Here is a 20,167-nt window from a genome sequence, read left to right on the forward strand (position 1 = left end):
CCCATCCGATTCCCCGCATTCCCACCGACCCTTTCGGAGATTTCCCCATGCAACGCAGACAACTCATCCAGGCCGCCGGCGCCCTGCCACTGGCCGCCCTCGCGCCCGCCGCCTTCTCGTTCGACGGCCCCGAGCTGTACGCCGGCGAGAAGGCGCTCTACCAGGCCGCGCAGAAAGAGGGCCTGTGCGTGTCGTTCGACACCGGCCCCGAATGGGCGAACTGGAAGGCGCTGTTTCGCGAGTTCAAGAAGCGCTACCCCGAGATCGAACTGACCTACAACGACATCGGCTCGGCCGCCACCGTGCTGGCGCTGGAGAAGACCCGCCGCCGCCCCCAGGCCGACACCGCCTACTACTTCGCGGCCTCGGCCGTGGACGCCGCCGCCAAGGACGTGGTGGCCCCGTTCAAGCCGGTGAACTTCGAGCACCTGCCGCCGGTGTTCCGCGAGGCCGAAGGCCGCTGGTTCACCATCCACACGCTCAACATCGCCTTCCTGGTGAACCGCCAGCTCGTGAAGACCGTGCCCACCGGCTGGGCCGACCTGCTGCGGCCCGAGTACCGCAACGCCGTGGTGTACCTGGACCCGCGCACCGCCGGCGTGGGCCAGGTGGTGGCGTTCGCCGCCGCCTACGCCATGGGCGGCAGCGTGGACGACGTCAAGCCCGGCACCGACTACCTGGGCCGCCTGCATGCGGCCGGCAACGTGCTGCGCGTGGAGGGCACCACGCCGTACGCCAAGTTCCTCAAGGGCGAGATCCCCATCTGGATCGGCTACGAGAACGACGGCCTCAAGGCCAAGCACGTGGACGGCATGGGCGATGCGCTGGAGGTGGTGATCCCCCGCGAGGCCAGCGTGGCCGCGCCCTATGCCATCAGCCTCGTCAAGAACGGCCCCAACCCCAACGCCGGCAAGCTGTGGCTGAACTTCACCATGAGCCAGGCCGGCCAGGCGCTGTTCGCCCAGGGCTTCGTGCGCCCCGCCGTGCCGGGCGTGCCGCTGGCCGCCGACATCGCCGCGAAGATGCCCGCCGCGCCGCAGATCCGCCCACTGGACGTGGTGAAGGCCTCCGCGCGCAAGGCCGAGGTGGACCGCCTCTGGGCCGAGGCCACCGTGGGCCGCTGAACGCCATGCGGCGATTCGGTGCCTGGCCCGCCTGGGCCTTCATGGCGCTCTTTCTGGCCGTGCCGCTGGCGGCGCTGCTGCCCGAGGCCCTGGCCGATCACGGCGCAGCCTTCGGGCGGCTGCTGCACCACCCGCTGTTCGCGGGCGCGCTGCGCAACACGCTGCTGCTGGGGCTGGGCAGCGGCGCGGTGTCGGCCGTGGTGGGCAGCTGCCTGGCCCTCGAACTGGCGCGCCAGCCCGAGGGCCGGCGCAGCTGGCTCATGGCGATGCTGGGGCTGCCGCTGGCCTTCTCGGGGCTGGTGATCGCCTACGGCTTCATCCTGGCGTTCGGCCGCGCGGGCCTGGTCACACAGCTGGCCGCCCGGCTGGGCGCCGACCCCGCCGTGGTGGGCGGCTGGATCTACAGCGTGGGCGGCCTGGGCCTGGCCTATGCCTACTACCTGGTGCCGCGCGTGGCCCTGTCGCTGTACCCCGTGTTCGCGCACCTGGACCTGCGGCCCCTGGCCGCCGCGCGCACGCTGGGCGCCACGCCGCTGCGCGCGTTCTGGGACACCGTGGTGCCCGAGGTGGCGCCCTCCGTGCTCGCCAGCGCCTGCACCGTGGCCGCGCTGGCCATGGGCACCTACGGCACCGCGCTGGCGCTGGTGGGCACGCAGCTGAACATCCTGCCGTTGATGCTGCTCGCGCAGGTGAGCGACGGGGGCAACGACTTTTCCATGGCGGCGGCGCTCTCGCTGGTGCTCATGGTCGTGTGTGTGATCGTGATGGGAGTTGGAGATGTGGCCACCCGCCAACGGGAGCGCGATGCTTCCCGAAACCACCGTTGAGGCGCTGGCGCGGCTGGCCGCCCGCCAGCGCGGCCCGCGCCGCCATGCCCAGCCGGTGGGCGTCATCGGCCCCGGCGACGGCGGCGTGCGCGAATGCCAGGCCGCCTACGCCGTGGGGCGCCACCTGGCGGCCGCCGGCATGGCCATCGTATGCGGCGGGCGCGGCGGCGTGATGGCGGCGGCCTCGCGCGGCGCGCACGACGCGGGCGGCATCGCCATCGGCCTGCTGCCCGAGGACGACGACCGCCACGCCAACGAATGGCTCAGCGTGGCCGTTCCCACCGGCATGGGCGAGATGCGCAACGCCCTCATCGCGCGCAGCAGCCGCTGCCTGGTGGCCGTGGGCGGCGGCATGGGCACGCTGTCGGAGATGGCGCTGGGCCTCAAGTGGGGCAAGCCGGTGTACGTGCTGCACGGCGACATCGCCCTGCCCGGCGCCGTGCCGGTGGCGGACCTGGGCGAACTGCTGGGCGCGGTGGCCGCCTGCCTGCTGGACTGACGGCGCTCGGGCGGGGGTGAAGGGGGCGTTCGCAGCCCTTTCGAACCTTTCAGGCCGCACGCCGGGAGATTGATTGCCCTGTTAGCTATAAAAACAATAGCAAACGCCCTGGCCGGCGAATCCGGAACCGTTTGTGTATCGTGCAGGCATGACGATCGCCACCTCCCCCCACGACGCCGCCCCGGCCGCCTCCGGCATCCACAGCTACGAGCCGCGCCAGGGCCACGGCCTGCCGCACGACCCCTTCAACGCCATCGTGGGGCCGCGTCCCATCGGCTGGATCGCCTCGCGCAGCGCGGCCGGCGTGCTCAACCTGGCGCCCTACAGCTTTTTCAACGCCTTCAACTACACGCCGCCCATCATCGGATTCGCCAGCATCGGCGCCAAGGACACGCTCGCCAACATCCAGGCCACGGGCGAGTTCGTCTGGAACCTGGCCACCCGCCCGCTGGCCGAGGCCATGAACCGGACCTGCGCCGCCGTGCCGCCCGAGGTGGACGAGTTCACGCTCGGGGGCCTCACCCCCGCAGCCTCGCGGATCGTGTCCGTGCCCCGCGTCGCCGAAAGCCCGGTGGCCATGGAATGCCGCCGCACGCAGATCGTGCAGCTTGAGGGCGCGGACGGCGAGAGGGTGCCCACCTGGCTGGTGCTGGGCGAGGTGGTGGCGGTGCACATCGACCGCGCGCTACTCAAGGACGGGGTGTACGACACGGCCCATGCCGGTCACATCCTGCGCGCGGGCGGCCCGGCGGACTATTTCACGGTGGGGCCGGAGCAGCTGTTCAAGATGCACCGACCGCGCTGAGCGGGCCTGGGCGGGGCACTGGCCAGCGGCTATGCTCCACCAACCCTTTTCCATTCCACTGCAGAGAACCGACACCATGAACCCCACCCGACTGATCGCCATCGTTTTGATCGTGGCCGGCGCCCTGGGCCTGGCCTACGGCGGCTTCAGCTACACGAAGGACACCACCGTGGTGAAGGTCGGTCCGCTGGAGATCTCGGCCAAGGAGAAGGAGACCGTCAACATCCCGCTGTGGGTGGGCATCGGCGCCATCGCCGTCGGCGGCCTGCTGCTGGTGCTGGGCGCGAAGAAGTGATGGGGATGCGCGGCCCGCAGCCGGCCCCTGCGCGGTGCGGGGCGGCTGCGATGGACGGGGACGGCCCGGCATGAGGGCCGCCGCGCTGCGCCGATTCGCCGTGCGCTTCTGGTTCGGCCTGCTGTGCATCGCCCTCGGCCTCGCGCCAGTGCTGCTGCTCTTGCTGTCGTGGCCGCTGCTGCGCCTGCTCGGCTGCGAAGGCAACGAGGGCTCGGGCATGCAATGCGCCGCGGCCCCCGGGCTGTCGGACGCGGCGTATTCGGTGCTCATGATCGGTGCGTGGGGGTCGATGTTCACGCTGCCCTCCGCGCTGATGCTGTACCTGGCCGGGGTGGGAGTGCGCTGGCTGGCGCGCCCGCCGGCGCAGCGGTAAGGCCGGCGCAATACACCGCCGAAGACGTTCGCCTCCCGGGCATTCGCGGCCGGGGAGCGGTCAGCGCGTGAAGTCGGCCACCACCTTGCCGATGCGGGGGCCGGTGCGACTGCGTTCGATGGCTGCCGGAATGCCGTTGAAGCCCACGGTATCGCTCAGCTTCGAGATCAGCGAGCCTTGGGCAATTTCCTGCGCAAACTGCGCCAGGAGCACGGCGTCCGCTTGGTTCACGAACCACAGTCCGCGACGGCCGGCAGGGGTGCGTGCGGCGATGTCGGGCGCGGCCGCGCTGACGATGGCGCCGCCTTCGGCCAGCACGGCCCACGAGCGATCGAGCGCCTCGCCGCCAACGTAGTCCAGCACCAGGCCGATGCCCTGCGCCACCGACTCGAAACGCTCGCTTCGGTGGTCGATGACGTGGTCCGCGCCCAGGCTTCGGACATGGTCGAGGTGCGCTGCGGAGGCCGTGGCGAAGACCTCGGCGCCGGCCCGCTTGGCGTACTGCACGGCATAGCCGCCCAGCCCTCCCGCAGCGCCGTGGATCAGGATGCGCTGGCCTGCCGCGATGGGCCCCGCCTGGTGCAGGCTCTGCCAGGCCGCGACGGCCGCCACGGGAATGCCGGCGGCCTGGACATCGTCCAGCCCCGCGGGCGTGTGCACCAGGTTCGCCTCGGCCACCGGCACGAATTCCGTGTACGCGCCGAGCCGGCCCAGCGGACCCATGACGCGGTCGCCGACCCGAAAGCGCGAGGCCCCCGGCCCGACGGCCTCGACGGTGCCGGCCAATTCGATGCCGAGCACCGCAGGCAGGGGGATCGGGAAAGCCTTCTGGACCAGGCCTTCGCGGACTTTCCAGTCGATGCCGTTCACGCCGGCCGCGCGAACCCGGACCAGCACCTGGCCGTCGCCGGCGGAGGGTTTCGGGATCTCGCCGATCTCGGCGGCCGACGCGCCGCCGTAGGCGCGGATCAGGACCGCGCGTTGGGTCGTTGTCATGGGAGGTTCTCCTGTGCAGGTGTCGATGGCGGGGCGCGCCGGTTCAGGCGGCTGCGCCGCCCAGGCCCGGGTAATCGGTGTAGCCCTTGGCACCACCGCCGTAGTAGGTGTTGTGGTCCGGCGCGTTCATCGGGGCGTTGGTTTTCAGGCGCTCGACGAAGTCGGGGTTGGCCAGCACCATCTGTCCGTAGGCTTCCAGATCGGCCAGGCCCGACGCCAGGTCGGTGCCGATCTGCTCGCGTGCACGCCCCGGTCGGTTCACGATGAGCGTGCCGCGCCAGAGCTTGCGAATGTCCGCCACCAGGGCTTCGTCGCCCACGTGCATCACATGCACATAAGCCAGGCCCAGCCGGGAGAGTTCGGCGCTCAGGTAGCGGTACAGGGCCGGCCCTTCGACCCCCTCATCGATGCCCCCCAGCTGGGCGCCGGGCGACAGGCGAATGGCGGTACGGTCAGCACCGATTTCCTCGGCGATCGCGGTGGCCACTTCGATCGCGAAACGGGCGCGGTTCTCGATCGATCCGCCGTACTGGTCGGTGCGGGTGTTGGCGCTCGGGGCGAAGAACTGCTGGACCAGATAGCCATTGGCACCGTGGATTTCGACGCCGTCGGCACCCGCTTCGACCGCCCGGCGAGCGGCCCAGCGAAAGTCCGCCACAGTCTGTTGGATCTCCTCGGTGGTCAGCGCGCGCGGCTCGGGGATGGGCTGCATGCCCGTCATCGTGAACATCGGCGCGCCGGGCGCGATCGCAGAGGGGGCCACGGCCTGCCGGTGGTGGGGCGTGTTGTCGGGGTGCGACATGCGGCCCACGTGCATGAGCTGGATGAACAGGCGCGCGCCCTTGGCGTGCACGGCGCCAGTGATGGCCTGCCAGCCGGCCACATGGGCATCGGTGTAGATGCCGGGGGTGGTGAGGTAGCCCTGGCCGTCGTCGGAAGGCTGCGTGCCTTCGGAGACGATCAGCCCGACATCGGCGCGCTGCGCATAGTAGGTGGCCGCGAGGGCCGTGGGCGTGCCGTCGGGCGCGGCACGGGAACGGGTCATCGGCGCCATCACGAGGCGGTTCGAGAGGGTGTAGCGGCCGACGGTGGCAGGGCTGAAAAGGGCGGTCATGGGTTTCTCCGGTTGCGAAGCTGCATCTTCGATTAACCTAACCATGAGATAAATATGGTTTGATGGGAATGATTGATCCAATATTGACGCAATGGCCCTCGAATACCTGAACGACATGGCGCTTTTCGTGGAGGTGGTGAAAGCCAAGAGCTTTCGCGCGGCCGGCGATGCGACGGGGGTGCCCAACTCGACCTTGTCGCGCCGGATCGGCGCGCTGGAGAAATCGATCGGCCTGCGCCTGCTGCACCGCACGACCCGCAGGATCGAGTTGACCGAAGCGGGGCAGATCTACTACGAGCGCTGCCGGCGCATCGTCGAGGAAGCGCGGATCGCGCACGAGCAGTTGGGCGACCTGCTGGCCCAGCCCAGCGGGGTGCTGCGCGCCTCGCTGCCGGTGGACTTTGCGACCATCTACGTGGCACCGCTGATCGCGGAGTTCGCCCGCCGCTATCCGGGCATCGCCTTCGATCTGGACCTCAGCCCGCGCCGGGTGGACCTGGTGGCCGAACCCTTCGATGTGGCCATCCGCATGGGCGAGCAGCCGGACTCGACGCTGGTCGCGCGCCAGCTGGCCCGCCTGACCACCCACCTGTACGCATCGCCCCGCTATCTGCAGGCAGCGGGCGAGCCCGCAGGCCCCGCCGCGCTGTCACAGCATGAGTGCATCGGCTCTCCGAAGCTCGGCCCGTGGGTGCTGAACGCCGACGAGGGAGGGGCCACCGTGGAAGTCGCTATCGGCCAGCGCTTCAAGGTCAACAGCGTGGGGATGTGCCGCAGCCTGGCCGTGCTGGACCAGGGCATCGCGCTGCTGGCGGAAGGCGTCGTCGCGGACCACGTGGCCGAGGGGCGCCTGCGCCGCATCCTGCCGGGCTGGTACGGAACGCCCGTCCCGGTCTACGCCTTGACCGAAACGCGGCTCCTGCCGGCGAAAACGCTGCGTTTCATCGAGTTCCTGCAGGAGCGGCTGGCCACCAGTCCGTGAAGCCGGCCGCAAGGTGCACGGCCCGGTCGCCCCGGCCGCCGCACCCGCGCCGTTCAGCCCCCGGACGGCCCCTGGTGGAACACCAGGTCCTGCACCGGCTGGCCGCCCACCAGGTGGCTTTCGATGATGCGGTCCATGTTGGCGGGCGTGACGTCGTAGTACCAGGTGCCGTCGGGCTGCACGCACATCACCGGCCCGCCCTTGCAGGCGGCGAAGCAGCTCACGCGGCTGCGCTTGACGCGCAGCTCGCCATCGTTCAGGCCCGCGGCCTTGAACTTGTCGCCCAGGCTGTCGAACAGGGCCTGCGCCTGGCCGTCTTCGGCGCAGCGCGGGCCGGTGCAGATGAGGATGTGGCGGCGGTAGGCACCGATCTTCGGCCGGATGGCCACGCGCACCCCTTCGGGCGCTGCGGTCGTGGCGGTGGCGGTGGTGGGGTCTTGCTGGCTCATGCCTCTTCCTCGGTGGTGGCGACGGCCTCAGCCGCCAGGGGCTGGGCCAGGGTGTCGCGAATGTAATCGGCCGGCAGGCGGTGGCGCCGGGCCAGGGCCTCGATGCTCTCGCCGGCCGCGTGGTCGAGCTGCAGATTCTCCAGCCAGCCGTTGAGGCCGGTGGAGAGCGACCGGCCCGGCCGCTCGCCGGCCCGCGTGGCGCCGCCGCCCTCCACGTCGTACTTGTTGGCGTAGCCGCGCGGCGTGACCATGAGGCCGTGCTGCACGATGGTGTTGCTGTTGCCGATCAGCACCGTGCTGAGCATGCCGATGTCGGCATCGCACATGGTGGCCAGCGTGGCGAACTCGATGCGCTCGCGGCGGCGGTAGGCGCTCTTGACGATGGCCACCGGCGTGTCCGGACTGCGGTGGCGCAGAAAGAGGCGCTGGGCCTCCTCGATCTGCCGCGTGCGCCGGCCGCTCTTGGGGTTGTAGAGCGCGACCACGAAGTCGGCCAGGGCGGCGGCGTCGAGCCGGCGCGCGATGGTGGGCCAGGGCGTGAGCAGATCGGACAGCGAGATGGCGCAGAAGTCGTGCGTGAGCGGCGCGCCCACGCGGGCGGCGCAGCTGTTGATGGCCGAGGCGCCGGGCACGATCTCGACCTCGATGCCGCCGGGCTCGACCACGCCGTTCTCGTCGAAGGCGGGCGGCGTCCAACCGGCCTGGAACAGCACCTCGAACGTGGGGCCGGCCATGCCGTACACGCCCGCATCGCCCGAGGAGATGAGCGCCACCTTCTTGCCCTCGCGGGCGCGGGCCAGCGATTCGATGGCGCGGTCCAGCTCCTCGGTCATGGACTTGCGGATGATCTCCTTGCCCTCGATGAGATCGGCCACCAGCTTGATGTAGGTGACGTAGCCGATGATGGTGTCGGCCTCGGCGATGGCGGCACGCGCGCGCGCCGTCATGTGGTCGGTGCTGCCGGGGCCGATGCCCACGAGCATGATCTTTCCTGCGGACATGGTCGCGGGGCCCCTCACGCAGCGGCCGCCGGGGCGGGGGATGCGACGCGCTGCAGCGTGCGCTCGTCGATGCAGGCGGCCAGCCAGCGGCGGCCGCGCAGGCGGGCGGCGCCCAGCGTGATGCCGATGGTGAGCAGCGGCTCCACCGCCACGAGGCTCAGGTACGACGCAGCGAACAGCGCCCAGTCGGCCACGGGCGCCGCATCGCTGCTGATGGACAGCCAGAAGCCCACCATGAGCGTCACGCCGGCGTAGTACATGGCATCGAGCTTGAGCACGTTGGCCACGCTGATGCGCTGCATGCGCTTTCCGAGGCCGTGGTGCACGGCCACCAGCGGCACGGCCAGGCTCAGGAAGTTGATGGCCAGGTGCGCCAGGTCCTGCGGCTCGAACACGAGGGCCTGGGCGAGCAGCCCCAGCCCGAAGCCAAACAGCGTGGGAATGAAGCCGAACAGCAGGTAGATGGGCATGGCGCCCACGAAATGCAGCTCCGACGGCCCCACGGGCATGTGCCAGACCTGCATGAGCACGCTGAAGAAGAAGGCCGCCAGCACCGTGCGCAGCCAAGCAGTGGGGCTTTTGAGCAGGGGCAGCGCGTGCGCGCCCAGCAGCGCCGTGGCGGCGACGGAGGCAAAGGCGATCTTGTCCTGCGAAAGGATGCCGATTTCGATGTGCATGGTGTGAGCCTTTTGGGGTGAAGAAGGGGAAAGATCGGAACGAAGGGATCAGCCGGCCGTGCACGACATGCGCGCGATCGACACGGTGGCGTTGCGGCCGTCCTCGCCGCGCAGCCGGTGCTTTTCCACCAGCAGGGCGGATGCGTCGTGCGCGGCGCCGGCCGCCAGCAGCGCCGCGGCCTCGCTGACCGACGGGGTGCCCATGTAGCGCAGCACCGTGGCCGAGGGATTGGGCACGGGCACAGCCGCCAGTTGCGCGGCGGTGTACCACTGCAGCGGCCAGCCGTGGCGCGCCGCCAATGCCAGAAAGGCGGCCTCATCGGCCTTGGCGGCGATGCTGGCGGCGGCAGCCACGTGGCGCAGGTCGGCGGGCACCTGCGCCAGGGCTTGCAGCAGGCAGGCCCGAACGGTGGCCTCGGGGGTGCCGCGGTCGCAGCCCAGGCCGATGGCCAGCCGCAGTCCACCGGTGCCGGGTGCCGCCGTCATGCCGCAGCGCCCTCCAGCGGCGGGCGGTAGACCACCAGGCGCTCCTCCAGGGCCTGCCACTGCTCGGGCGGCACCGGCGCATGGGTGACCCACAGCACGGCCCGGTAGTGCGCCAGGTCGACATCGCCCAGGCGGTCGAAGCAGGCGATATTGGCGGGCAGCGGCGTGGGGCGGTTCCACCAGTCGCGGCGGCCGGCCTCCTGCACCACGGCGATGGGCTCACCGTTGACGACGTGGGCCGACACGCGCGTGATGTTGATCTTGGGCGCCTCCACGCGCCAGCCCAGGTGGCGCCCGAGGATGTCCACGGGAATGGTCTTGCCCACGTCCGACGCGGTGGTGAGCACGGGCGTGGCGCCGATCAGCGCGGCGATGCGCTCGCTCCAGTCGTTGGCGCCGCCCACATGGCCCGACAGCACGGGAATCACGAACTGGCCCGCGTCGTCCACCACCGTCACGCCGGGGTCCTCGTCCTTGGATTTCAGCACCGGCGCGATGAGCCGCACCACGGCGCCGAGCGAGACGAAGAACACCAGTTGGTCGTAGGCGGCGAAGAGCGGCGCGATCTCGTCGCGCAGCGCGCCTTCGTAGGCCCGCACGGTGTTGGGCAGGCCCTCGAACGCGCTGGCGAATTTTGCGGCAGTGCACACATGGGCCTGCGGCACGTCGCGGGCCAACTGCGCGGCCTGCGCGGCGCCGTGGCGGGTGATGGCGACGAGGCACACGCGCACGGCCTCCAGCGGCTGCGCGGGCGCGGAGAGCACCACGGTGGGGGTGGCGGTGGGGGAATTCATTCGTCTGTCTCCATTTCGGCAAGTGGAAGGCCCAGGGCGCCGGTGAGCGGCGCAGTGGGCGAAGTTTTCTTGAGGCAGCCCTTGATGCGCTCGCCGCGGATGCGGTGCGGGTTCTTGACCACCATGAGCGAGAGGTAGCTGACCTTGGTGCCGCGAAGGGCCGGCAGGTCCGGGCCGTTCACGCAGCGCTCGTCGGGCGCGCCCACGCGCTCGATGAACTGCGTGTGCGGCAGCAGCCCGCGCCGCACGAGCCAGTCGATCAGCTCGTCCATGAGCGGTTTGACCTTCATGAGCACCAGGGTATCGAAGTCGGGCAGCAGGCGGTCCACCGCGCCCACGCCGTAGGCGGCGGGCACGATGGCGACGGTATCGTCCTGCTCGGCCAGCGGCATGCCGCGCGCGGCGCAGGCGGCGGTGAAGGCGTTCACGCCCGCGATCACCGGCACCTCGATGCGCGCATCCAGCGCCCGCACGGTGCGCGCCAGGTGGCCGAAGGTGGCATAGGTGCTGGCATCGCCCTCCACCAGGAACAGCACGTCCTGTCCGGCCTGCAGCCAGGGCAGCACGGCGGCGGCGGCCCGCGCCCAGGCGCGGGCGAGCTTGTCGCCGTCGTGCGTCATGGGAAACAGCAGCGTCTGGTGCGTGGCGGGCGGTGTCAATCCTGCGCGCTGCACGATGTCGAAGGCGTAGCTGGGCGTCTTGGTGCTGCGGGCCGGGTAGGTCCACACGGCATCGCTGCGCTGCAGCTGCGCCCAGGCGGCGCGGGTGATGAGGCCGGGGTCGCCGGGGCCGAGCGACACGCCGATGAGGCGGCCCAGGGCGGCGCTGGACGGGGTCGTATCGGTCATGCGCCCTCCTCCACCACCGACGCTGCCGGGGCCTCTGTGCTCACGGCCTGCGCGCAGACGATCCACACCGGGTTCTCGGCCGCCATGCGGTGCATGTGCAGGATGGGCTTGCTGCGCGCGGCCTGCAGCTGCAGCACGTCCCACGCGGCGCCCGCGGCCTGCAGGGCCTGCGTTGCGGCGGCCAGGTTCTCCAGCGTGACGAAGTTCATCACCAGCCAGCCGCCCGGGCGCAGGCGTTTCAGGCACAGCGCGATCAGCTCGGCCAGCTCGCCCCCCGAGCCGCCGATGAAGACGGCGTCCGGGTCAGGCCACGCATCCAGCCCCTCGGGCGCCTTGCCGTGCACCAGCGTGTGGTTGGACACGCCGAAGGCCTGCACGTTCTGCCGCGCGATGGCCGCATCGGCCTCGTTCTTCTCGATGGCCCACACATGGCCCTGGGGGCACAGGCGCGCGGCCTCCAGCCCCACCGAGCCGCTGCCCGCGCCGATGTCCCACACCCGGCTGTCGGCGCGCAGCTGCAGGCGCGCCAGCGACACGGCACGCACCTCCTGCTTGGTGATGAGGCCCTTGTCCGGTTGGCGCTGGTGGTAGGCCGCATCGGGCAGGCCGAAGCGCACCGGCGCGGGCCGCTGCCGCGTGCGCACCAGCAGCACCACGTTGGGGTCGGCGAAGGCCTGCTGCGCCGCGTCGGCCGGCGCCAGGTCGGCGCACACGCGCTCGTCGGCCGTGCACAGGCGCTCGGCCACGCTGAGCTGGAAGTCGTCCTGCAGGCCCTCGGCCACCAGCAGGCGGGCGATGCGCGCGGGCGTGTTGTCGGGGCTGGTGAGCACCGCCAGCCGGTCGTGCGCGCGCACGGCCTGCGCCAGTGCATACAGGCCGTGCGACGGTGCGGCCCCCTGCTGCCACTCGCCCGCATCCCTGGCATGCACCGAGACGATGCGCGCGTCCTGCCAGGCCAGGCCCAGGCGGGCGCAGGCCAGCTGCAGCGTGGAGACGTTGGGAATCACCTCGATGGCCTCGATGCAAAGGCGCGAGGCCAGGTAGCTGGCGATGCCGTGGCACAGCGGGTCGCCCGTGGCCAGCACCACGCTGGCCTGCTGCGCATCGCGCGCGGCGGCGATCCAGCCGGGCACGGCGGAGAGCTGCCCCGTGAGGTCGCGCCGCGTGGCGCCGGGGGCGATGTCGTCCTCGAACAGCGCGAGCGCGCGCGTGCCGCCCACCACCAGGTTGGCGCGGCGCAGCAGGGCCAGCGCGGTGGCCCCCAGGCTGGCCGCACCGTCGTCGAGCACGCCGATGATGCGGCAGGGTTGGGGGTCGGGCATGGCGGTCGGGGCAGTCGGGGCGGTGGTCAAGGCGGTCACGGGGTCGGGGGCGTTCATGCGGAGCAGGCCTCGGCCATCTTGCGGCCGTCGAAGTCGCAGACGAGCACCTGAAGCTGGAAGCGGCCCCCGTAGCGGTCGGGGGCCATGAGGGTGTCCACCACCGCGCGGGCCAGCGCGGCGTGAAAGGGTGCGGCCAGGCCCAGCGCCTCCATGCGCTCGGCGGCGAAGCGCGCGGTCTCGGCGGCGGCGATCTCGGCGCACACGTCGGCCGGCGCGCCGATGCCGGCGGCCAATTCGGCCAGCAGTTGCGTGTCGACCTCGGCGCGGTTGGCGTGGGTGATGGTCTCGCCCTGGGCGATCTTGGTGAGCTTGCCCACCATGCCGCCGATGACGACTTCGCGCAGCCCCTGGGCCACGGCCTCGTCGAGCGCGTAGCGCAGGAAGTCGCCCATCTGCACGAAGCAGGCGGCGGGCAGCTGCGCGCGCTCCTTCATGGCGAACTGCTCGGTGCGCCCGCCGGTGGTGAGCACCACCACGCCGTGGCCCAGCGTGGCCGCCACCTGCACGCCCTGCACCACGCTCGCGCGGTAGGCCGAGGTGGAGTAGGGCTTGACGATGCCGGTGGTGCCGAGGATGGAGATGCCGCCCAGGATGCCCAAGCGCGCGTTGAGCGTCTTCTTGGCCATGTCCACGCCCTGCGGCACGGAGATGGTGACCTCCAGCCCCGCATGGGCGAGCAGCGCCTCGCCCACGGCGCGCACGTTCTCTTCGATGTTCCCGCGCGGCACCGGGTTGATGGCAGGGCCGCCCACCGCCAGGCCCAGGCCGGCCATGGTGACGGTGCCCACGCCGAAGCCGCCCGCCAGCCGCACCGCGCCGGCATCGCCGGGCAGCACGCGCACGTCGGCGGTCAGGTGGGCCTTGTCGGTGCAGTCGGGGTCGTCGCCCGCGTCCTTGATGACCATGGCATGCGCGGCCTGCCCATCGCAGCGGCCGTCGTTCACGGCAAAGCGCACCACGTCGCCGTTGGGCAGCAGGCAGTCCACCGCCTCGGGCACGCAGCCGTGCACCAGCCCCAGCACCGCGGCGCGCGCGGCGGCGGCCGAGCACGCCCCGGTGGTGAAGCCGGTGCGCGTGCCGCGGCGCACGGTCTTTTCCATCATGGCGACGGCGCCCCCGGCATCGCGGCCTTCTGGCGGGCCTCGGCCAGCGCCAGCAGCGCGTGCAGCGCGGCCACCACCAGCGTGGAGCCGCCCTTACGGCCGCGGATGACGATCCACGGCACGGCGTCCACGCCGGCCATCAGGTCCTTGGATTCGGCAGCGGAGACGAAGCCTACCGGCATGCCCACCACGAGCGCCGGGCGCACGCCCTCCTCGCGGATCAGCCGCACCAGCTCGATGAGCGCCGTGGGGGCGTTGCCGATGCCGACGACGGCCCCCTGCAGCAGCCCGTGCCGGTGCGCCTTGCGCATGGCCTGCACGGCGCGTGTGGTGTCCTCGGCCTGGGCCTGGGCGATCACGTCGGCGTCGCTGATGAACTGGTGCGTGCGCATGCCGAAGTGGGCCAGGCGCGGCTGCGACAGGCCCGAGCAGATCATCTCCACGTCGGCCACCACGGGCGCGCCGCCGCGCAGCAGGGCGGCGATGCCGGCCTCCACCGCCTTCGGGTGGAAGTCGGTCAGGCCGTTGAACTCGAAGTCGGCGTTGGCGTGGATCATGCGGCGCACGATGGGCCACTGCGCCGCGGTGTAGGGGTGCGGGCCGGCCTCGGCGTCGATGATGGCGAAGCTGTCGTGCTCGATGGCCTGGCCGGCGCGCGTGAGCTGCTCGGTGACGGTGTTGACGGTGCTCATGCGGCGGCGGTCTCGTGCGGGTGCGGGTGCGGGTGCGGGTGCGGGTGCGGGTGCGGGTGCGGGTGCGGGTGCGGGTGCGCCGGGCCATGGGCGTGGTCGGCCCCGTGCGGGGCGTGCGCGTGGCGGTGCATCGGCGTCCCGGCCGCGGCGAGGGCCACCGCCGCCTCGGGGGTCGGCGCGGGCGCGCTCGCCGGGGCGTGCGTGTGCTCGTGGCTGTGGCCGTGCCCCAGGTCGTGCGCGATCTCGCGGTACTTGCAGCCGTCGCAGGGCAGCAGGCTGCCCGGGGTGCCCTCCAGCAGGTCGGCCACGCGGCCCTCCAGCAACTCGAAGATCTCGCGCTCCAGGCCGAAGTGCGGCGACTGCGCGAAGCGCACCTGCGGGTACTGCGCGCGCAGGTGCGCCACCTGCCGGCCGATGCGCTGCATCAGCGTGCCGGTGTACAGGTAATACGGCAGCACCACGATCTGCTTCATGCCCAGCAGCACCTGGCGCTGCACCACGCGCTCCAGGCGGGGCCAGGTGATGCCGGTGAAGGCGATCTCGACCAGTTCATGGTGGCCGTCTTCCTGCAGCCAGCGCGCCATCTTGGCGACGTCGCCGTTGGCCTGCCGGTCGGACGATCCCCGGCCCAGCAGCACCACGCCGGTGGTGGTGGGGTCGGGCATGTCCAGCGCGTTCATGCACTGGCGCAGCTGGCGCTGCAGGATGGCCAGAATGGGCTCGCACGCCGTGAGGTGCGGGCCGTAGAGAAACGCCACGCCGGGGCAGTGCGCGCGCGCATGCTCGATGGCCTCGGGAATCTCCATCTTCACGTGGCCCGCCGCGTTGAGGATGAGCGGCAGCACCAGCACGCGCTGGCTGCCCTGCGCGGCCTGCAGCAGGCCGTCGTGCAGGCCGGGCGGCGCGAACTCGATGAAGCACACCTCGATGCGCCAGGCCGGCTGGCGTGCGCGCCACTGCGCCACGAAGGCGTGGATCTCGTCGTTGCCCTCGGGCTCGCGCGAGCCATGGCCGATCAGCAGGATGGTGGTGTTCATGGGGCACGCTCCAGGGGGGGTTGGGTGGGGCGGGCGGGCTCGCTCGCCCGGCGAAAGCGGTGCGTGAAGGTGGGGTCGTACAGCTTGGATTTGGCCAGCTCCGTCCACTGCCGGGCGCCCAGCGTGGGGCTGGCGATCACCATGGCCTGGCTCACCACCTGGGCCTCGCGGCAGCGGTCGCGGATGTCGGCGAGCGTGCCGCGCACGATCAGCTCCTCGCCCGGCCAGCTCGCCTTGTGCACCACGAGCAGGGGCGCGTCGTCGGCCCAGCCGGCCTCGCGCAGCCCGGCCTGCACCTTGTGCAGCAGCGTGATCGACAGAAAGATGCACAGCGTGCAGTGGTGGCGGCCCAACTCGGCCAGCGACTCGCCCGGCGGCATGGGCGTGCGGCCCTCCACGCGGGTGAAGATCACGCTCTGCGTGACCTCGGGCAGGGTGAAGCTCTCCACCGCCGCCGCGGCCGAGGCCATGGCCGAGGACACCCCCGGCACCACGCGCACCGGCACGCCTGCGGCGTCCAGCGGCTGCACCACCTCGATCAGCGCGCCGTACAGGGCCGGGTCGCCGGTCTGCAGGCGGATCACGGTGTCGTGCTTTTGGGCCTGCAGGATGAGCCACGCCGCCATCTGCGGTAGCGTCATGTCCTTGCTGTCGGCGATGGTGCAGCCGGGCGGCGCCCAGCGCGTGACCGCCTCGTTGACGAGCGAGCCCGCGAACAGGATGGCACCGGCGCGCTCGATGAGCGCACGGCCCTTGACGGTGATGAGCTCGGGATCGCCCGGCCCGGCGCCGACGAACCAGACAGTGCCCGGCGTCATGGCCGCGGGGCTGGCGCACGCGCCAGCACAGAGAAGATTTGCATGGGGACCACAGGAATGCATTCGCCCGGACCCCTGCCTCCCCGCAGGTTCCGTGAAATGGGCCGCGCGCTCCAAGGCCTGTGCCTTGGGGCGTGCGGCCCCCTGTCGGCCGGTCTCCGGGCTGGCGAAAACCCGTGGGCCCTTCCCAGATGCCGAGGCATCCAGTGGGCACGATCCACGGGGTGAAGGCGAGGCCTTCTTTCGCTTACCGTTGCGGGGGCAGCCCAGGTTGGGGCGCGGTCCGTGCCGGACGCGCCCTCCCTGGTTCCCGTTTAACTGCGCGGTCGCAATGACCGCGCGAGCACCAACGGGCGGGAGTATAGATCGACCGCAAGCCTTTCAGGCCGTACGCCCTAGTGAAGCATGCCTTGGCAGCTATTATTTCAATAGCAAACATGACAGGCCAGGCCAAGGATTCCAAGGAGCTGTGACCGCAGGTAACGCCTTGCACACGGCCCCCCTGGGCCGGCACCGCCACCCAGAACGATTCAGAAGGCTTCAGGCGCCGCGGCGGCCCGGGGCCCGCGCTTTCTCCAAGAATGGACCCGCCCCCCGCCCGGGGGGCGCGACACACCGATCCATCGAACAAGAGAGGGAGATTTCCATGCAACGACCCCCTTCCGCCCGACGCGCCTTGCTGGCGCTGGCGACCCCTGCCCTGCTGTGCCTGGGTGCCCCGAACATGGCCGCAGCCGCCACGGCACCGGCCTGCGCGAGCGGCACCACCGTCACCATCGCCGGCGCGCCCGCGGCGCCCACGCTGTGCGGGCTGCAGACGCCCGTTACCCCCGCGGGCGCATCGGCGCCGATGCCGGTGAACGCCTACCTGGGCATCCAGTACGCGACGGCCGCGCGGTTCCAGCCCCCGGCGGCGACCGTTCCGGCCGGCAGCAACGTGGCGCAGACGGCCGCCGGCCCGTTCTGCCCGCAGGCCGCGCGGCCGAACCTTCCCACCAGCGCGCAGAGCGAGAACTGCCTGTACCTGAACGTCTTCACGCCGCAGTCGGCCATCGGCGCGCAGCCCCAGCGGCCGGTGCTGTTCTTCATCCACGGCGGCGCGTTCGTGGAGGGCAGCGGCTACCTGCCGCTGTACGACAGCGCCAAGGGCGCCACGGTGGGCAACCTGTACGACGGCTCGTACCTCGCGGCGGCGGGCGACATGGTGGTCGTCACCATCAACTACCGCCTGGGGGCGCTGGGCTTCCTGGCCCTCGACAACGCGGTGGAAAACCCCACCGTCGGGGGACCGCTGCAGGGCAATTTCGGCATCCTGGACCAGCAGGCGGCGCTGGACTGGGTGCAGAAGTACATCGGCGCCTTCGGGGGCGATGCCACCCGGGTGACGGTCGCGGGCGAGAGCGCCGGGGCCATGTCGGCGGGGCTGCACCTGTTCTCGGCACCGGACAGTGCCACGCGCTTTCAGGCCGCCATCATGGAGAGCAACCCGGTGGGCTCGGTGTACCGCACGCCCGCGCAGGCGCAAGGAATAGGAAGCCTGTTTCGCGATGCCCTGTGCACCCAGGTGGGCGGGTGCCTTGCCAAGAAGCCCATCCTGCTGAAGGCCACACCGGCGCAGATCGTCGCGGCCCAGGCAGGCCGGCTGTTCAGCACCCAGGACCGGTCCGGCCCCCCAAGGCCCTGACCGCCGCCGAACGCGAGGCCGCCACGCGCCCGCTGGTGGGGCTTCTGGCCCAGGCGTCGCCCCAGGTCAACGATGGCCTGCCGTGGTCGCCCACCGTGGACGGCAAAGTCATCGTGGGCCAGCCCCTGGCCGGCTACAACGCGGTGTCCGCCACGGCCTCGATGCCGCCCAAGCCCTTCGTCTTCGGCGTGAACCGCGACGAGGGCGCCGTCTTCGCCAACATGGCCTTCCTGAAGCTGGGGGTGGTTCTCAATCCCGTGGTCTTCAACGAGGGGCTGGTGCCGAAGGTCTGGCCGGACGACGCCAAGGCGATCCTGGGCTACAGCACCACGGTGCAGGGCCAGCCGGTCTTCCCGTACCGCGCGCCCACCCGGCCCGCGCCGAGCTACATGAACGGCACGGCGGCGACGCTGTCCGGCGTGATCAACGACTTCGCGTTCCGCTGCGGCAACCTGGCCATGGCGAACCGGGCGGCCGCCCGCAACGCGCAAGCGAGCCCCGCGCTGCCGGCCTTCGGCTACCTGTTCGCCCAGCCGCCGCTGATCGACCTCTACAGCGCCGGCAAGCCGCCCACGGAAGTCGCGGCCTGCGCACCGGGCAAGAACGGCAACGTCTGCCACGGCAACGAGCTGCCCTACGTGTTCAACACCCTGGGAACGGCCTACGCGGTGTACACCCGGGGCAGCCAGCCGCCACCGCCCGCCGACCAGGCCCTGGCCCAGACCATGGCCGCCGCCTGGGCAAGCTTCGTGAACAGCCCCGCCAGCCCGGCGCCATGGACGCCGGTGGCCGCCAGCGGCGCCCAGCTGCCGACGGCCTGGACGCCCTATGCCGGCCTGTCCTCCTCGCTTGCGCAATGGAGCACCGCGGGCGGCCCCAGCAGCCTCCCGGCATCGTCCATCGATTCGGCGGCCCACTGCACCGCGCTGTGGAACACGGTGGCGCCCATCGGGGGGCAGTGACCGGGGTGGCATGGCGGCGCCGGGGCCAGGCCCGGCGCCGCGCAAAAGGGGATGGGCAGGCGCGGGCCTGCGGTCCCCTTCGCGCTTTTGGCCTCAGCGCGAGAGCGCGTCGGCCGTGGCGGCGTCCACGCGGCCCGTGATCGGCAGGCCCTTCGATTTTTGGAAGTTGCGCAGCGCGGTGGCCGTGCGGGCGCCGGCAGCGCCATCGGGCGTGCCCACGTTGTAGCCCAGGGCGTTCAGGCGCTCCTGCGCCTCGCGCACCGACATGGCAGGGGCGCCGGCCGGGGCCCCGGCGGGCGTGGGAACGCCGGCACGGGTCTGCGACGGTGCGGCACCGCCGTCCACGCCCAGGCGGCCGCCGCCGCCCAGGCCCTGGCCCTGCACGCTTTGCGCCTTGTAGTTGCGCAGCGCCACGACCATCTGGTTGTACGCGTCCATGAACGCGGCGGTGAGCACCTTGCCCTGCGCCGTGTTCTGGTAGCCGCCCAGCGAGCCGCCGGCCGAGCCGCCGAACAGGCTGCCGAAGCCGGCGAAATCGCTCTTGGAAGCGCTGCCCTCGGAGGCCGAGATCTGCACGCCCGAGCGGTTGTCCACCAGGGTCAGCATGGCGCTGGCCTCGCGCGTCTTGAGCCCGCCGCCCAGAGCGCCGATGGCCCGGCCGCTGCCGCCGCCGATGAGCCCGCCCAGCACGCCGCCAATGCCGCCGGCATCGCTGTTGGAGAACACGATCTCGGGCGACAGGCCGTAATCGGAGGCGACCATCTGTCCCTTGCCGAAGTTGCTGCCGCCGCGCATTTCGCCGGACTGCATGAGCGCGCGCTCGCGGTCCATGGCCGTCATGCCCGAGGCGCTGCGCTCCACCACGATGAAGCAGTTCGATTGCTGGATCAGCAGGCGCAGCAGGTTGGCCGTGGGCGGCAGGCGGTATTCGTTGCGCAGGATGGTGTACCAGCCGGCCTGCTGGTTTTCCACCAGCGACACGGTGCCCAGGGGCGAAGCGCACTTTTGCAGGTCGCTGCTTTCGTTGGCCGTGGCACCGCCAGCGGCCGCGCCGGTGGCGACCGTCTTGGACTCGGCGCTGCCCATTTTCATGTTGGTGGTTTCGCAGCCCGTCAACAGGACGGCGGCACAGGCGGCGGCCAGCAGTGGCAAGGTCTTCTTGGACATTGGAGGGTACCTCTCAGGGAAAAGGGTGGAGACGCCACCTTGCGGCGAAAGG

At 71.5% G+C, this 20,167-nt stretch carries 23 protein-coding genes and 1 riboswitch; of the genes, 9 read left to right on the forward strand and 14 right to left on the reverse strand.

Annotated features, from left to right (window positions below):
* The first annotated feature begins 47 nt into the window (after positions 1-47).
* The 6 genes from M5C96_RS25975 to M5C96_RS26000 all read left to right on the forward strand — a co-directional run bounded on the left by M5C96_RS25975 (position 48) and on the right by M5C96_RS26000 (position 3,923).
* Entirely contained in the window at positions 48-1,124 is a 1,077-nt protein-coding gene (locus tag M5C96_RS25975; RefSeq protein ID WP_272566231.1) for an extracellular solute-binding protein, read from the forward strand.
* Positions 1,125-1,129: 5 nt separating this feature from the next.
* A complete protein-coding gene (locus M5C96_RS25980) occupies positions 1,130-1,951 on the forward strand; it encodes an ABC transporter permease (RefSeq protein WP_272566232.1) in 822 nt (273 codons plus the stop codon).
* Positions 1,929-2,450 (forward strand): TIGR00725 family protein, encoded by a 522-nt coding sequence (locus M5C96_RS25985; RefSeq protein ID WP_272566233.1) that lies wholly within the window; start codon positions 1,929-1,931, stop codon positions 2,448-2,450. The genes M5C96_RS25980 and M5C96_RS25985 overlap by 23 nt, the downstream gene beginning before the upstream one ends.
* 148 nt (positions 2,451-2,598) lie before the next feature.
* Positions 2,599-3,255: a flavin reductase family protein gene (locus M5C96_RS25990; protein WP_272566234.1), complete on the forward strand. Its 657-nt coding sequence runs from the start codon at positions 2,599-2,601 to the stop codon at positions 3,253-3,255.
* Between the two features lie 76 nt (positions 3,256-3,331).
* A complete protein-coding gene (locus M5C96_RS25995; protein WP_272566235.1) occupies positions 3,332-3,550 on the forward strand; it encodes a hypothetical protein in 219 nt (72 codons plus the stop codon).
* 70 nt (positions 3,551-3,620) lie between these two features.
* Entirely contained in the window at positions 3,621-3,923 is a 303-nt protein-coding gene (locus M5C96_RS26000; protein ID WP_272566236.1) for a hypothetical protein, read from the forward strand.
* Positions 3,924-3,983: 60 nt separating this feature from the next.
* Here the strand turns inward: M5C96_RS26000 and M5C96_RS26005 are convergent, their stop codons facing one another.
* Together M5C96_RS26005 and M5C96_RS26010 are read right to left on the reverse strand one after the other, a co-directional pair.
* Positions 3,984-4,919 (reverse strand): NADP-dependent oxidoreductase, encoded by a 936-nt coding sequence (locus M5C96_RS26005; RefSeq protein ID WP_272566238.1) that lies wholly within the window; start codon positions 4,917-4,919, stop codon positions 3,984-3,986.
* A gap of 43 nt (positions 4,920-4,962) precedes the next feature.
* Positions 4,963-6,033, reverse strand: coding sequence for an alkene reductase (locus tag M5C96_RS26010; RefSeq protein ID WP_272566240.1), 1,071 nt, complete (start codon positions 6,031-6,033; stop codon positions 4,963-4,965).
* 91 nt (positions 6,034-6,124) lie between these two features.
* On the opposite strand from M5C96_RS26010, the gene M5C96_RS26015 reads away from it, so the two are divergent.
* A complete protein-coding gene (locus tag M5C96_RS26015; protein WP_272566241.1) occupies positions 6,125-7,015 on the forward strand; it encodes a LysR family transcriptional regulator in 891 nt (296 codons plus the stop codon).
* A gap of 53 nt (positions 7,016-7,068) precedes the next feature.
* Here M5C96_RS26015 and M5C96_RS26020 read toward each other — a convergent pair whose 3' ends face one another.
* From M5C96_RS26020 to cobM, 11 genes are read right to left on the reverse strand one after another with little or no spacing between them, the layout of a single operon-like run.
* Positions 7,069-7,464 (reverse strand): (2Fe-2S) ferredoxin domain-containing protein, encoded by a 396-nt coding sequence (locus M5C96_RS26020; protein WP_272566243.1) that lies wholly within the window; start codon positions 7,462-7,464, stop codon positions 7,069-7,071.
* On the reverse strand, positions 7,461-8,465 hold the full coding sequence (gene cobJ, locus M5C96_RS26025; protein ID WP_272566244.1) for a precorrin-3B C(17)-methyltransferase: 1,005 nt from the start codon (positions 8,463-8,465) through the stop codon (positions 7,461-7,463). The genes M5C96_RS26020 and cobJ overlap by 4 nt, the downstream gene beginning before the upstream one ends.
* A 14-nt stretch (positions 8,466-8,479) precedes the next feature.
* On the reverse strand, positions 8,480-9,142 hold the full coding sequence (locus M5C96_RS26030; protein WP_272566245.1) for an energy-coupling factor ABC transporter permease: 663 nt from the start codon (positions 9,140-9,142) through the stop codon (positions 8,480-8,482).
* A gap of 48 nt (positions 9,143-9,190) precedes the next feature.
* Entirely contained in the window at positions 9,191-9,628 is a 438-nt protein-coding gene (locus M5C96_RS26035; RefSeq protein ID WP_272566246.1) for a cobalamin biosynthesis protein, read from the reverse strand.
* Positions 9,625-10,422 carry a cobalamin biosynthesis central domain-containing protein gene (locus M5C96_RS26040; RefSeq protein WP_272566248.1) on the reverse strand — a complete coding sequence of 266 codons (798 nt, stop codon included), beginning with the start codon at positions 10,420-10,422 and terminating at the stop codon, positions 9,625-9,627. Before M5C96_RS26040 ends, M5C96_RS26035 begins: the two co-directional genes overlap by 4 nt.
* On the reverse strand, positions 10,419-11,270 hold the full coding sequence (gene cobI / locus M5C96_RS26045; RefSeq protein WP_272566249.1) for a precorrin-2 C(20)-methyltransferase: 852 nt from the start codon (positions 11,268-11,270) through the stop codon (positions 10,419-10,421). Before cobI ends, M5C96_RS26040 begins: the two co-directional genes overlap by 4 nt.
* A complete protein-coding gene (cbiE, locus tag M5C96_RS26050; RefSeq protein WP_272569847.1) occupies positions 11,267-12,592 on the reverse strand; it encodes a precorrin-6y C5,15-methyltransferase (decarboxylating) subunit CbiE in 1,326 nt (441 codons plus the stop codon). The genes cobI and cbiE overlap by 4 nt, the downstream gene beginning before the upstream one ends.
* A 53-nt stretch (positions 12,593-12,645) precedes the next feature.
* Positions 12,646-13,755, reverse strand: coding sequence for a cobalt-precorrin-5B (C(1))-methyltransferase (locus M5C96_RS26055; protein ID WP_272566251.1), 1,110 nt, complete (start codon positions 13,753-13,755; stop codon positions 12,646-12,648).
* The gene (locus tag M5C96_RS26060; RefSeq protein WP_272566252.1) at positions 13,752-14,447 is read right to left on the reverse strand and encodes a precorrin-8X methylmutase; all 696 of its coding nucleotides are present in this window, start codon (positions 14,445-14,447) and stop codon (positions 13,752-13,754) included. Before M5C96_RS26060 ends, M5C96_RS26055 begins: the two co-directional genes overlap by 4 nt.
* Positions 14,444-15,484, reverse strand: a complete 1,041-nt coding sequence (locus tag M5C96_RS26065) for a sirohydrochlorin chelatase (protein ID WP_272566254.1) — start codon at positions 15,482-15,484, stop codon at positions 14,444-14,446. Before M5C96_RS26065 ends, M5C96_RS26060 begins: the two co-directional genes overlap by 4 nt.
* Positions 15,481-16,302, reverse strand: a complete 822-nt coding sequence (gene cobM / locus M5C96_RS26070) for a precorrin-4 C(11)-methyltransferase (protein ID WP_272566255.1) — start codon at positions 16,300-16,302, stop codon at positions 15,481-15,483. Before cobM ends, M5C96_RS26065 begins: the two co-directional genes overlap by 4 nt.
* Positions 16,303-16,434: 132 nt before the next feature.
* Positions 16,435-16,668, reverse strand: a riboswitch (cobalamin riboswitch).
* Positions 16,669-16,948: 280 nt separating this feature from the next.
* Between cobM and M5C96_RS26075 the strand changes: the two genes are divergently transcribed.
* Together M5C96_RS26075 and M5C96_RS26080 are read left to right on the forward strand one after the other, a co-directional pair.
* Positions 16,949-17,986 carry a carboxylesterase family protein gene (locus tag M5C96_RS26075; RefSeq protein ID WP_272566256.1) on the forward strand — a complete coding sequence of 346 codons (1,038 nt, stop codon included), beginning with the start codon at positions 16,949-16,951 and terminating at the stop codon, positions 17,984-17,986.
* Between the two features lie 35 nt (positions 17,987-18,021).
* Positions 18,022-18,948 (forward strand): carboxylesterase family protein, encoded by a 927-nt coding sequence (locus M5C96_RS26080; RefSeq protein WP_272566257.1) that lies wholly within the window; start codon positions 18,022-18,024, stop codon positions 18,946-18,948.
* 93 nt (positions 18,949-19,041) lie between these two features.
* Here M5C96_RS26080 and M5C96_RS26085 read toward each other — a convergent pair whose 3' ends face one another.
* A complete protein-coding gene (locus M5C96_RS26085) occupies positions 19,042-20,115 on the reverse strand; it encodes a peptidoglycan-binding domain-containing protein (RefSeq protein WP_272566258.1) in 1,074 nt (357 codons plus the stop codon).
* Between the last annotated feature and the right edge of the window lie 52 nt (positions 20,116-20,167).

It is taken from the genome of Acidovorax sp. GBBC 1281 (genome assembly GCF_028473645.1).
Taxonomy (GTDB): Bacteria; Pseudomonadota; Gammaproteobacteria; order Burkholderiales; family Burkholderiaceae_C; genus Paracidovorax.